The 13539-nt window shown below is 38.3% G+C and carries 14 protein-coding genes and 1 pseudogene; 8 read left to right on the top strand and 7 right to left on the bottom strand.

All coding sequences use genetic code 11. The features are described 5' to 3' along the window. Nucleotides 1–5 precede the first annotated feature (5 nt). The 5 genes from thrB to CVS91_RS06350 all read right to left on the bottom strand — a co-directional run bounded on the left by thrB (nt 6) and on the right by CVS91_RS06350 (nt 4549). Nucleotides 6–890, bottom strand: coding sequence for a homoserine kinase (thrB, locus tag CVS91_RS06370; protein WP_103573430.1), 885 nt, complete (start codon nt 888–890; stop codon nt 6–8). An 8-nt stretch (nt 891–898) separates the two neighbouring features. Beyond that, nucleotides 899–1261 (bottom strand): glycoprotease, encoded by a 363-nt coding sequence (locus CVS91_RS06365; protein WP_107831087.1) that lies wholly within the window; start codon nt 1259–1261, stop codon nt 899–901. A gap of 80 nt (nt 1262–1341) precedes the next feature. Continuing rightward, the gene (lpxC, locus tag CVS91_RS06360) at nt 1342–2226 is read right to left on the bottom strand and encodes a UDP-3-O-acyl-N-acetylglucosamine deacetylase (protein WP_004317248.1); all 885 of its coding nucleotides are present in this window, start codon (nt 2224–2226) and stop codon (nt 1342–1344) included. A gap of 60 nt (nt 2227–2286) precedes the next feature. Further along, the gene (locus CVS91_RS06355) at nt 2287–3657 is read right to left on the bottom strand and encodes a M23 family metallopeptidase (RefSeq protein WP_004317224.1); all 1371 of its coding nucleotides are present in this window, start codon (nt 3655–3657) and stop codon (nt 2287–2289) included. A 61-nt stretch (nt 3658–3718) separates the two neighbouring features. After that, entirely contained in the window at nt 3719–4549 is an 831-nt protein-coding gene (locus CVS91_RS06350; RefSeq protein ID WP_009294324.1) for a prephenate dehydrogenase, read from the bottom strand. 89 nt (nt 4550–4638) lie between these two features. Between CVS91_RS06350 and bamA the strand changes: the two genes are divergently transcribed. From bamA to recO, 7 genes are all read left to right on the top strand, one after another. Then, the gene (bamA, locus tag CVS91_RS06345) at nt 4639–6894 is read left to right on the top strand and encodes an outer membrane protein assembly factor BamA (RefSeq protein ID WP_103636470.1); all 2256 of its coding nucleotides are present in this window, start codon (nt 4639–4641) and stop codon (nt 6892–6894) included. 129 nt (nt 6895–7023) lie between these two features. Next, on the top strand, nt 7024–7941 hold the full coding sequence (accD, locus tag CVS91_RS06340; protein WP_107831222.1) for an acetyl-CoA carboxylase, carboxyltransferase subunit beta: 918 nt from the start codon (nt 7024–7026) through the stop codon (nt 7939–7941). 2 nt (nt 7942–7943) lie between these two features. After that, on the top strand, nt 7944–8399 hold the full coding sequence (locus CVS91_RS06335; RefSeq protein WP_107831085.1) for a 23S rRNA (pseudouridine(1915)-N(3))-methyltransferase RlmH: 456 nt from the start codon (nt 7944–7946) through the stop codon (nt 8397–8399). Nucleotides 8400–8410: 11 nt separating this feature from the next. Then, nucleotides 8411–8767: an RNA polymerase-binding protein DksA gene (gene dksA, locus CVS91_RS06330; RefSeq protein ID WP_009294329.1), complete on the top strand. Its 357-nt coding sequence runs from the start codon at nt 8411–8413 to the stop codon at nt 8765–8767. Between the two features lie 9 nt (nt 8768–8776). After that, entirely contained in the window at nt 8777–9775 is a 999-nt protein-coding gene (locus CVS91_RS06325; RefSeq protein WP_107831083.1) for a uroporphyrinogen III synthase HEM4, read from the top strand. Beyond that, a complete protein-coding gene (locus tag CVS91_RS06320; protein WP_107831081.1) occupies nt 9772–10695 on the top strand; it encodes a tRNA dihydrouridine synthase in 924 nt (307 codons plus the stop codon). The genes CVS91_RS06325 and CVS91_RS06320 overlap by 4 nt, the downstream gene beginning before the upstream one ends. Next, on the top strand, nt 10696–11310 hold the full coding sequence (recO, locus tag CVS91_RS06315) for a recombination protein RecO (RefSeq protein WP_103609165.1): 615 nt from the start codon (nt 10696–10698) through the stop codon (nt 11308–11310). It begins immediately after the preceding gene. On the opposite strand, the gene CVS91_RS06310 is transcribed toward recO, so the two are convergent. After that, nucleotides 11307–12455 carry a Cj0814 family flagellar-dependent secreted protein gene (locus CVS91_RS06310; protein WP_107831079.1) on the bottom strand — a complete coding sequence of 383 codons (1149 nt, stop codon included), beginning with the start codon at nt 12453–12455 and terminating at the stop codon, nt 11307–11309. The two genes, recO and CVS91_RS06310, sit on opposite strands and share 4 nt — an antisense overlap. A 164-nt stretch (nt 12456–12619) precedes the next feature. Between CVS91_RS06310 and CVS91_RS06305 the strand changes: the two genes are divergently transcribed. After that, nucleotides 12620–13327, top strand: a complete 708-nt coding sequence (locus CVS91_RS06305; RefSeq protein ID WP_107831077.1) for a hypothetical protein — start codon at nt 12620–12622, stop codon at nt 13325–13327. A gap of 80 nt (nt 13328–13407) precedes the next feature. Here the strand turns inward: CVS91_RS06305 and CVS91_RS06300 are convergent. Beyond that, nucleotides 13408–13539, bottom strand: a pseudogene (locus CVS91_RS06300) (cell surface protein); the annotation flags it as partial.

Genomic DNA, 13539 nt, shown 5'->3' with positions numbered 1-13539 from the left:
TGTTTCTAGCTTTGCGTGATTTCGTATCCATCGTTATCAAATGAAAAAATTTCCACTCTAAAATCACCAAATTTACTCTTTAAAGCATCTTGTAAATTTTTAGCGTCATCTTTATATGCGATGTTTAAAAAGCTTGAGCCTGAGCCTGAAAGTGTGCTCATTAGCGCTCCATTTTCATAAGCTACCTTTCGCACCTCAAAAAGCTCTTTTAAAGCGCTCATTCTGCGCTCTTCGTGCATCATATCTTCACTTGCTATCCTCAAAAGATCATACCTTTTTTCATAAAAACAAGACGTCAAAAATGCAGCGTGAGAGAGGTTATTTACGCACTCTTTCATGGTGTAGTTTTTTGGCAAAATTTGTCTTGATGATGCCGTGCTCATCGGCTTATTTGGGATGACAACAACCGCTTTTATATCATCGCTTAAATTTATTTTATTTGCATAGACACTGCCATTTTTTACGATAGCACTGATAAATCCTCCATGAACTGCTGGCGAGATATTATCTGGGTGGGTTTCATAGACGATCGCTTTATTTAAAACGACGCTTTTGCTAGCCTTAAACCCAGCCATCTCGTAGGCTGAAGCTATGGCTCCAATGATCACTGCGGAGCTACTACCAAGTCCTCTTGAAAATGGGATATTGTTTTCAAAAATGACTCTAAAATTTTCATTTTTTCCGGTTAGCTCGAGAAAAATTTCATTAAAAATGCTTAGAAAAATGTTGTTTCTTTTTAAATTTACGCTATCGCTTCCCTCGCCATTTATCGAGACCGAGCTAAATTTAGATGGCTCGATCTTTACGCTATTAAAAAGCTTTAAACTAAGCCCCAAAGCATCAAAACCAGGACCTAAATTTGCACTTGTGGCAGGGATTAAGATATTCAAATTTTCTCCTAAACAGCTTGGATGATATAATTTGGAAGTGTATCTGAATTTAGTTTTAATTCATCTAAATTTAAAGGCAACACAAATCTTACTGGCTCAACTTTTTCAAGCAAAATTTCGCCCTCTTTTAAGACAAAGCTTAAATTTTTATTTGCCCTGATTGCTTGGCCGCCATTTAGACTAAATCCGCTAACTGCGTAAAACTCGCAGCCCTTTGCCAAAGAAAAAGTTTTTAAGATGACGTAGGCCACCTTTAGTCCCATAAAGCTACCTGGCGTGTTTGCGTAGATGATCTTTGTGATGTTAAATTTAGAGGATAAATTTTCTAGGATTTTTATCAGAGCTTCGCTGACATGCTCATCAGTTGCGATCTCATCAAATTTTACGCCATCTTTATAGACTCCAACTAAAAGTGGAGTCGATAAAGAGACTACTAAAATTTCAATATTTTTTATGCAAATACCTTTTGATACTCTTTTAAAAGCTCGCCACTAAGCGTTGCGATCTCATAATTTTTCTCATCTGCCATTAAAGCAAGTGTTAGTTTGTGATTTAGATCGTGGCTACCCGCAAATGCTGTGTAATCCCCAAGTAAAGGTGCTCCAAGTAAGCTCAAATCGCCAACTGCATCTAAAATTTTATGTCGTACAAACTCATTTTCAAATCTCAAACCCTCTGGATTTAAAATATGTGTATCATCGATAGCCACAGCGTTATCAAGTGATGCACCAAGGGCTAAATTTTGAGCTTGTAGGCGTTGCAAATCTTTTAAAAAGCCAAAAGTTCTAGCACGAGCTATATTTTTTACAAATGAACTCTTGCTAAATTCAAAAACATATCTTTGTTCGCCGATAACTGGGTGGTCAAATTTGATCGTATAGTCAAATTTTGGATTTCTTGAAGGCGAAGTTCGCACAAATTTTGACCCCTCAACCACCTCGACCTCGCGGCGGACAAGGATGACTTTTTTACCAGCATCAAGATGTCTTATACCAGCTTCATCAAGCAACATACAAAAGCTTATCGCACTGCCGTCCATGACAGGAATTTCGTTTGCATCAACTGAAATTCTAATATTATCAATGCCGTATCCATTTACAGCTGCCATTAGGTGCTCTATCGTGCTAATAAAGCCCTTTTCGTTGCCAACGACGGTTGCCATTTGCGTATTTATAACGTTTTTAGGCTCAGCTTTAAAACTAATACCAAGATCTTCGCGGTGCAAAATAATACCTGAATTTGCATCAAGAGGTTCTAGTATAAGTCTTATCGGCTCACCCTTATGAAGCCCTATACCAACGGTCTCAACGCGTCTTGCGATAGTAGTTTGTTTCAAAAATTTTCCTTATATTTTTTTGTTCGCTTATGATAGCACTAAAAAATCAAATTTGCAAATTTAATTCTTATCTATCATCGCCTTTGCGGCATCTAAGACACTTGTCACATTGTCTTTTATCCACTTTTTATCCATCCATTGCTGAGGTCTTACCTCTTCGCCTTGGACCAAAATTCCAAAGTGAAGGTGATCTCCAAGTGCAAGGCCGCTCGTTCCAGTTGTGCCTATTTGATCGCCAGCAGCGACCATATCGCCCTCTTTTACCTTCGCACTTGAGCAGTGTCCATAGAGCGAATAAAGTCCAAATCCATGATCGATCACAATGTTTAAACCATAAATTCCATTCTCAGATGCTAGCACAACTCGACCTGCATTGCTAGCTATTATCGGAGCTGATGCCACGCTTGCAAAATCTATACCCATGTGCCATGACTCACTTACTTGCTCGTTATTATATGTATAGAAGCGGTGGTCGGCAAAATCAGCTACTTTCTTGCCATTTCTAAGCGGGTAAAATGGGATGATATTAAAGCCATTTGTGATGTCAGTATCGACGTTTGAAGTAAGTGCTGTTATCTTCTCTTCGTTTGAATTTCTTAGTGTTTCATTGACAAATTTCATCTTCTCAAGCCTTGAAAGAGCGTTTGGATCTTTGGCGTATTGATCTGTTAGATCAACGATCTTTCCATCTAAAAATCTATCATTTAAAGCAATAGTTGAAGTTTTGTATTTTACATTTTCATAAAAATATCTCACGTGAGACTTGCTCTCGTTACCTGCAAAGTCTCTTGCGATGACCTCAGCGCTAAAGTTTTCAACCTGCACTGGCCAAGCAACAAGTGCTGCGTAAAAGCCCTCTTTATAAAATGGCACGGCCTTAAATTTCTTACCAAAATTTGTCTGGACATAGACCTCTTTTAGCTGATTATCAGTCGCTCTAAAGACGACAACTGCGCTACCGCCTTTTGAGATAGAATAAGACTGAGAAAGCACGTAAAGATCAGGCTTAGAGGTATCAAGCACGACTTCAACTTTTTTGCTTGCTTTATTGCCTGTAAAAAAGCCCCATTTGCTAGTATCGACCGCTTCTATGCTCATCTCATAAGTATCTTTTTGAGCAAAAAAGCCAGTCTTTGGGAAGGTTAAATTTACATCAAGCTCAGTGCTTGGATTTTGTATGATTTGATTTAGTAAATTTAGGTCATTTTTGCCGTCATTTATGCTAATGCGCACAAATTTTATACCACTATCATCTTTAAATTTGATATTCATAGGCGAGCGAAGGTTCCAATAAACCTTATCAGCAACGCCGATAATTGGCTCGTTTCGTTCAAAGTCTTTCGACATCAAAGCATAGCCAAAGCCACCAGCTAATATCAAAACAAGTAAAACTACAACAATACCAAAACCGCCTATTCCACGTCTATACATATATTATTACCTTAAATTTTATTTGCGAAATTTTACATTTAATCAATAAATTTTTAGTTAATTACAAAATTTCTCTTACAGCTCTAGCTTCGCTCATCCAATCAAAAAGCTCATCCCAGCGCTCATCTTTTATGAGATCTTTGCACAAATTTAGCTCTTTTTCAAACATATTTATCGCGGCAACGACGTTGTTTTTATTTTGCTTAAAGATATCGCTCCACATAAATGGCGAACTCTTTGCAACGCGTATCATGCCCTTAAATGTCGGTCCGCCAAGTGCAACGATATGCCTTTTATCCTCTTCTTTTAAGATCCCGCTAGCAAGCGAAAATGCAATAGCGTGAGGCAGATGCGAGATGAGACCCACGTGATGATCATGCTCTTTTGCACTCATGAAAATGATCTTCATACCAAGGCAAGAAAATAGTTCAACACTCCTTTTTACATGTTTTTCTGCGCTCTCAGCAAAGTCACAAACTATGACAGTAGCCCCTGTATAAAGCGACTTAAATGCAGCTTCTGGACCAGAGTACTCGGTACCTGCCATCGGGTGAGCTGGGATGAAATTTTTGCGAATTTTTTCTGGCACGGCTTCTATTATCTTTTGCTTTGTCGAACCAAAATCAATGATCGTCGTATCTTCGCTAATGTCGGTTAAATTTTGCACGATGCTCACGATGGCTTCGACTGGCACGGCCAAAAAGATGATATCACACTTCTTTTTCATCTCATCGATGCTTAAAATTTCATGTACCAAGCCAAGTTCTAGCGCTTTTTTGCTGTGATTTTCATCTTTATCATATCCGCTGACACATGAGATCAATTTTTCATCTTTTAACGCAAGACCAAGCGAGCCACCCATAAGACCAAGTCCGATGATACCTATTTTCATAAAAAACCTTTAAAATTATAAAATTTAAATTTTTTAAAAATAAAATATGATATTATACGCACTTATACTAAAACTCTAGGTTAAATTTAATGAAAAAGAAATTATTTTTACTAGCACTAGCTTTAAGCGGTCTAAATGCACAAACGATTCAGTCAATAAATTTCAAAGGTCTAATCCACCTTTCACCTGATGTAGCCACTCAGATAATGGGGCTAAAAGTCGGTCAAGAGCTAACGCCAAAGCTTAGCGACAAGGCTATCACAAATTTATACAAGCAAAATTATTTTGATGATATCTACATAGAGGATACAGGTAGTGGCAATCTTTTAGTAAAAGTAAAAGAGAAGCCAAGTGTGGCTAGAGTCGATCTAAAGGGTGTTGTGACAAATGACAAAACTGCGATCGAATCGCTAATCAACATCAAACCTGGCAATATGTATGATGAGCTAACTATCGAAAAAACAAAAGAGAGAATTCGCCAGTACTACGAGTCAAAAGGCTATTTTGACACAGTTGTTGATGTAGAAAAACAGCCAGTTGCAGACAACGACAGCTCGCTTTTCATCACTCTAAACATCAACCGCGGCGAAAATATGATAATCAAAAAGGTAAATTTAGTCGGGGCAAAAGAATTTGACTATGATGATATCGAGCCAGTAGTTGCAAACAAAAGTAGAGAATTTATGGGCTGGCTTTGGGGCAGAAACGACGGTAAAGTTAAACTTTTCGAGCTTGAAAACGACCCAGCAAGGATTCAAGATAAATATTTTCAAAAAGGTTATCTAGACGCGACAGTTTCGTCACCTTACCTAAATGCGTCATTTGATAACTACACAGCTGATCTTACCTACTACATCCACGAGGGCGAGCCTTATAAGGTTTCAAATGTAAGCATCACAGCACCTGAAGAGCTAGGACTTGATACTAAAAAGATCATAGATGACTTTAGACTTGAGGCTGGCGATACGATGAACTCGGCAAGACTTCGCCAAGATATGAAAAAGCTTGACGATATGGTCGCTGACAAGGGCTATGCATTTGTTAAAGTCTATCCAAAGACTGATAAATTTGATGAAAATAAAACAGTTGATATCGACTACGAAGTAGATCCTGGCGAAAAAGTATATATAAGAAATGTTCAAATTTCAGGAAACGACAGAACAGTTGATCGCGTCGTAAGACGTGAGCTATATCTAACTGAGGGAAATTTATATAGTAGAACCGACCTTCAAGACTCAAAAGATGCTCTAAAAAGAACAAGCTACTTTGACGATGTCGAGATAGAAGAAGATCCAGTTGATAAAAACACAGTCGATCTAAAAGTAAAAGTAAAAGAGGCTTCAACTGGCTCAATAAGCGGCGGTATCGGATACGGAAGTAGCGATGGCTTGCTACTAAACGCTGCTCTTTCTGATACAAACATCTTTGGCTCTGGCCTTCAAGGACAAGTAAGCGTAGATAAGAGTGATAGAGAGCTTTCAGGTCAGATAAGTCTTACAAATCCAAGAATTTTTGACTCAGAGTATAGCCTTGGTGGAACACTCTATGCAAACGACTATGACTGGAGAACATATAAAGAGAGAAGCTACGGTTTTAGCACAACACTTGGTAGAAAATTAACCAGAAATTTAAGTGCATCACTTACTTATAATATCGAACAAAGTAAAGTTACTCTAAAAGATGATGAACTAAGAGATATTAATAGATACACAGGTAAAGAAATTTATAGAGAAGGCAAGGCTATAAAAAGCGCTATAACTCCAGCTTTAACATATAACAGCACTGATGATTACTACTTGCCAAGACGCGGTATCATAGCCAGTACATCATTTGAGATAGCAGGACTTGGTGGTGATATGGATTTTGTTAAAAACCGCACAAATTTCAACTACTATCTAGGCCTTAGAGAGTACATCGACTACGATCTTATCCTAAGATATAAAGCAAGCTTTGGCAAAATTTGGGAAAGAGGCTATACTCCGATCAACGAAAGGCTTTACCTTGGTGGTATAAGAAGCTTACGTGGTTACGAGAGCAGAACCGTATCTCCAAAAGTAAAATATAATGGCGACTACTATGAATACGGCGGCGAAACATCATTTAACAACTCAGTTGAGATGAGCTTCCCTATAATAGAGCGTGTCAAAATGCGTGGTGTTGTATTTTATGACTATGGTATGATCGGCGAAAATAGCCTAAATGAAATAAAAAGATCATCAGTTGGTACAGGTATCGAGTGGATAACACCTATCGGACCACTTCAACTAATCTTCGCAAAAGCTCTTAAACCTAAAGAGGGCGATGATACAAATACATTTGAATTTACTATCGGAAGACGCTTCTAATAAGATACTTTTAAGGGGCTAGTTTGCCCCTTAAATCCCCCGCAAACAAACAAACTTTAAGTCATATAAGAAAAAGCAAGGCTAACATTAGATATAATCCCACAATTTTTAATATAAGTGGGTAAAAAGATGAATTTCTCAGACATTTTTTCAAAGATAAGAAAAGCTCAACCTCGTCCAGAAGAAGCACCTACACACTGGGTAAAATGCGACAACTGCCACTCACTGATGTATTACAAAGAAGTTGAAGCTTGTTTTAATGTATGCCCAAAATGCGGCTACCACATGAGATTAAAAGCTGATGATCGCATAAATTTGATCTGCGATGAAGGTAGCTTTGTAGAATTTGACGCAAATTTAAAACCAGTAGATCCTTTAAATTTTGTCGATAAAAAATCATATAAAAAAAGAATCACAGAAAATAAAGAAAAAACAGGACGCACAAGCTCAGTGATATGTGGCGAAGGCAAATGCAACGGACAAGAGATCCAGCTAGTTGTTTTTGACTTTGGCTTCATGGGCGGCTCACTAGCTTCAGTCGAGGGCGAAAAGATCGTAAGAGCGATAAAACGCGCGATCGAAAAACGCCAAGCCTTAATCATCGTAAGCGCATCTGGTGGTGCTAGAATGCAAGAGAGCACATTTTCTTTGATGCAGATGTCAAAGACTTCAGCAGCCCTAAAACTTCTTGATGAGGCAAAGCTTCCATATATTTCTATCCTTACAGATCCTACGATGGGTGGCGTTAGTGCATCATTTGCATGGCTTGGAGATCTAATAATCGCTGAACCTGGCGCGCTAATAGGCTTTGCAGGACAAAGGGTCATCAAACAAACCATAGGCGCTGATCTCCCAGAGGGCTTTCAAAGGGCTGAATTTTTGCTTGAGCATGGCCTCATAGATGACATCGTGCCAAGAAGCGAGCACAAAAAATATATAAGCGATGTGGTTAAATTTCTTACAAATAACAAAACTATGATCTCTAAAAGCGAAGTGACAACTCCAAGTGAAGCTGGCTTTGAGCTAAAGCTAAAAACCAAAGGGTAAGTTTGGAAATTTCGGTTTTTAGCATTCAAAAATCATCACGTGACAACTTTGAAAACGAGATACAAGAATATATAAAAATGAGTGCAAAATTTGCCAAGATAAACGACAAAATAATATTTAATGAAAAGATAGCAAAGGCTCAAAGCAGCGGCAGAAGCGATGCGCTAAGAGCTTATGATGAAATTTACGAGCCAAATTTAAAAGGCTTTTGCGTGATGCTTGATGAAAATGGCTCACAGCTTGACAGCCAAGAATTTTCTCAAATTTTAAACTCAAATTCACAGATCAATTTTTTCATAGGTGGAGCTTATGGGCTTAGCCAAAATTTAAAAAACAAGGCACAAAAAGTCGTAAGCTTAAGCAAGATGACTATGGCACATAAAGTCGCCAAGCTCGTACTTTTTGAGCAAATTTTTAGAGGGCTTTGCATAAATGCAAACCACCCATATCACAAATAAAGGAATATAAAATGACTCAAAACGAGCTAAATTTTTTCAAAAAACTACTTGAAGAGCGAAAATTACAAATCAAAAAAAATATTTATGACTCATCAGTTGAAGTAAGCGGTTTAAGAGATAGTGGCGTAAGCGATGAATTTGACATCGCTTCAGTAAATACCGATCAGCTTATAGAGCAGTCTATCTCAACCCAGCAAAGAGCCGAGCTTCACGAGATCGACGAAGCGCTTGAAAAGATAGCAAACAAGACTTATGGAATTTGTGACATGTGCGAAGAGGAGATCGGCATCCCTCGCCTAAAAGTAAAACCGCATGCAAAATACTGCATAGCTTGTCGTGAGATAATAGAAAAAACAGCAAAAAACTAAGGAGAAAATATGAAAACCAGAAAATTTCTCGTCTACTGCATCATCTACATAGCAGTTGTTGCAGGACTTACCTATTCTCTTAATAGTTCAGACTTCACCTTTGAGCTCTTAGGTCAAGCCATCACATTGCCAGTAGCTGTCTGGGTGGCACTTCCAGTAGCTCTTTTGGCGCTCCTTGCCCTACTTCACATCGCATATCACGGATACGCCTTTTATAGATATAAAAAATGGATAAAAAAAGATAGCCAGCTCTACAAAGACCTTGCAAAAGAGACGCTTCTTGGCTTTGAGAGCAACAAAGACTTTAAAACCGACACTTACAAGATCGCCTCACAGCTCACTCGCTCTATATCACCAGTAGGCGAGCTTAAAGACGTTGGCGTTGATGACGGCGAGATAAACAACATCTTACAAACCATAAAAAGCATAAAAAACAAAGAGATCGTCGATCTAAAGAAATTTAGGCTAGCAAAAGATAGCAAGCTAAACATCCTAAACGAGCTAAACAAGATCGAGCAGCTGCCTACTTACTATCTTGACGTGCTTAAAAACCAAGAGCAAAACGAGAGCCTTAAAAAGGCAGCCTTCGATAAGCTCATAAAAACAGCTTCATTTAGTGAGATTAAAAAAATTGATCCAGAGCTAGCAAGCGAAGATATAATGACCATTATCACGCGTTTCGTAAATGATGAGATCGACCTAAGTAGCGATGAAATTTTCAATCTTTTAAACAACGCAAAAGTGACAAAAGCACAATACGACAAAGCTGCCATTATGCTTAGAAATAAACTAAAACCAGATGCGTTTATCGGCATTTTTGAAAAGCTAAAAAGCATCCATGCTGACGCTGACGAGGCTTACGTATATGCGCTATTTGAGCTTCAAATGCTTGATAAAGTAAGAGAAGCCATCGAGGGTAGCGACCCTGATGAGTTTAAAGAGATAAAGGTTTTACTATTTTTACGAGATAACGGCAAAATGGTGCCTAGCTCGCTATTTTTTAAATGATAGACTTTAGCAAAAAGCCACTTTTCTTAGCGCCACTTGCTGGCTTTTCTGACCTGCCACTAAGGAGCGTCGTCAAGAAATTTGGCTGCGATGTCACTGTTAGCGAGATGATCAGCGCAAATGCCCTGGTCTATGAGAGCAGCGACAAAACCCTTGAAATGCTTAAAAAATCCCCAAACGAAGAGCCCTACGTCGTCCAGATAGCTGGCAGTGAGATAGAAAATATAAAAAAAGCTGTGCAGATAATCAATAAATTTGATGAAATTTATGGGCTCGATCTAAACTGCGGCTGCCCTGTGCCAAAGGTCGTTAGACAAGGTGCGGGATCGGCTTTGCTAAACGACCTTGACAAACTTCAAAGCATAATCTCAGCCATAAAAAGCGTCTCAAACAAGAAGAGTCTAAGCGTTAAATTTAGACTTGGCTTTAGCGACAAAAACGAAGAGTGCATAGCAAAGGCCTGCGAAGAAGCCGGCGCAGACTACATCGCAGTGCATGGGCGCACCAGAGCTGGCGGATACAGCGCAAAGGTTGATTACGAAGCGATCGCTAGAGTAAAAGCGAGCGTAAAAATCCCAGTCGTCGCAAATGGCGATATAAACGCACAAAATGCAGATGAAATTTTAAATTTCACAAAATGCGACGCCCTAATGATCGGCAGAGCAAGCATCGGCAACCCTTGGATATTTCACGAGATAAAGACCAAAACTAGCGTGGATAAGGCGCTAAAACAAGAGATCATACTAGCTCACTTTGACGCTATGATCGAGCACTACGGCGAGCACGGACTTTGCATATTTAGAAAGCATCTCCACCAATACAGCAAGGGCATAGACGGCGCAACAACATTTAGAAACGATGTAAATTTCATCAAAGACGTGACAGCGATGAGAGAGCACATAAGGGAGTTTTTTGCCTAGATGCAAGGCTACATCCTGCGCGTGCAAAAGGTCAGAGACGAGGACCTTTTAGTCTTTGTGCTAACGCCAAATTTACTCGTAAAGTCATATAGATTTTTTGGCGCTCGCCACTCAAACATCATGACTGGCTACAAGATCGACTTTGAGCTCGAGCAAGAGGCGAAATTTCTACCAAAGCTTAGAAGCATACTTCATCTTGGCTTTAAGTGGCTGCTAGAGCGTGACAAGCTCATCATTTGGCAGCAGTTCATGCGCCTACTTTATGATCATCTAAAAGAGGTCGAGCAGCTTGATGAAATTTATTTTAACGAGCTTGATCGCTGTGCCAAACAGATGCAGCTGCAAAATCCAAAACGCCTCATCATAGAAAGCTACGTCAAAATTTTAGAGTATGAAGGCAGGCTTCACAGCGAGCTTGAGTGCTTTATCTGCGACGAGGAGATAGAGAGTGAGCTATGCTTAACTCGTGGCTTTTTGCCCTCTCACAAGCACTGCCTTGATAGAAGCGAATTTGACGCTGGCAAGATCAAAAATTTGTTTGACACAAAAAGCACGATCGAGCTAAATGACGATGAGATAAACCGCCTTTATAAAATTTTACTTGACGGACTTTAGGCTTTTACCTTCGTCCTCTCATCAAATTCTTTTAAAATATCCATTATTTTATTTGCTAGCCCCTCAAGCGTTTGATCTTTTTTAAGCTCTAAATTTCTAAGCTTTAAAATCCTAGCTAGTATATCTTTTAGATCTTTCTTGCCAGATAGTATCTCATCATAATAAGCCTTTGGTATGCCTATCTCACTTCTATCTTGTTTTGTAATTATTTCATAGTTTTTATACACACTAAGAGCCTCGTCGGTTATCCTTGTTGTGCCACCTTGTAGCACAAGACCTTGCTCGTTTTTTAAAAATGCTACAAAGATTTGCTCCTTTGTATAGCCTTGTTCATTGTCATATACAGACATATCAGGCTTGAAGTCATATCCAGCACTACTAACCCACATATAAGGGATAGTATGCTCAGTCGTCATCACTTCTGGAGAGAAGTCAAGGAAATTTCCATTGACTTCTACATTTATATCACTTAGATCATTTATTAGCTTGCGTGCATTTTCTACGTCTTGAGTTGTTCTAAAGATATGAGTTATCTTTTCATTGCTTCTATCGGTTAGTCCATCTAGCTCATCGCTAGTCATCCTACCCATTAGGTATTCAACATGCTCTATTTTTTTATCTTTTGAAAAGTAACCCTTTGGCATCTTTGCTAGATCTTCATTTGAGTAAAATTCTTTACCCTTACTAATAACTCCAGCTGAAATTTGATCAAAAATTTTATAGTATTGCTTTATAGTGTCTGCTAGATCAATATTTGCAAAGCTATCCTCTCCAAACAGAGCATTATCCTTTCTTGTATCCATTAAAATATTTGTAAAGTTTGGGTGCTTTTGATTGTGTAGCACTATCGCATCAAGTGTGCTTCTGTGGATTTTAAAGTCCTGTGGCAGGCCTGCAGCCTTGTTAAAATCAGCTCCCATAAATCCTTTAGCATCTACACTATATCCATAGCCCTCTTGTGAAGTAAATTTGGCCTGATAAAGAGAGTCGATACTACTAGATGAAACAAAGTCATTTTTAGGAGTAGTGACTTGGTTGATCGAATTTATATTTGGAGTGTTAGGTAAGAAATTTGCAAAGCCTTCGCTTTTTGTATGTTTTTGGTAGTGCTGTTTTGTTAAGATGGAGTTATAAGAGACTTTCATAGCTTACTCCTTGAAATTTACTTCAAAGAGTAAGCAAAAGTTGTGCCGAAAATTTTTATCAACAAGGGAGCATTTTGTGTAAAGATAGGCTATATATAAACTAAATCGCTAAAAGGTCGATTTACCAACTAAGAAAATTTCACTCAAACAAAAGGCTTTTAAATATGATAAGCAGTGTAAATGGATTTACATATCAAAATATGAGGTATGAGCCAGCTGGAGCGGAAGAGAAAAACATACAAACAAAAGCAGAGCAACAACCTGATAAAAATAAAATAAATGATGATAGCAATAACGCTGTAACAAATAGCCCTCTTCAGCGCATTTTTGGAAACTACATGAGTGGTATTGCAGCTGATGGCAGGATAACCATTTGGGGTAAAGCAACAGGTCTTGATAGCTCGATAAGCAAGGACGAAGCAAATTCTTTGTTGCGTTTTATACAAGAGAGCAAGACAGGCGATTTTATGCCAATAATATCTGATGATATTAGTGATGAGCTGTTAAACTCAGCCGATCTTAGCATCAGTGAATTTAAAGAACGCTGGCTACAAGATAGAGCAAGGATGGCAGAGAAGCTAGAAAAGAGCAATGAAGACTTTTTCGCACAAGTAGATGCTATGAATGAAGAAGCTCAAAGAATTTTAAATAATAAAAACAATGAGCCAAGCTCAAATGATATAAAAGAAGAAAATTTTAAGCCTATTCAGGGACATAGCAAAAACACTGAAACTTATGACATTGCTAAGGATGAGAAATTTTCATTTTTGCTCAAGCTTCAAGAACTTGAGAGAGAACGAGGTATCGATGTGCTTCGTATTATGCAAAAACTTGAAGAAAATGGCAAAAAGGTTGTCGATAAAAAGGTTTAAATTCATCTTTATATCTATACAAGCCGCTAATAAGTTGTCCTATGACAAGGTAGAGAATGATCCTTGTTCTGCTTTATCCATCAAGCCATCTTATTTAAAATTTGCTTCTTATCTATCTTTTGCATAAGCTCTAAGACATCTATGCCTCTTTTTTCTTTGAAATTTAAAAGCTCTCTTGCGTAGAGAAATTTCTGATCCTTATTTATATCATA

The organism is Campylobacter concisus, assembly GCF_003048985.1.
Lineage (GTDB): Bacteria > Campylobacterota > Campylobacteria > Campylobacterales > Campylobacteraceae > Campylobacter_A > Campylobacter_A concisus_AY.
This window is presented reverse-complemented; position numbering and strand designations above follow the sequence as displayed.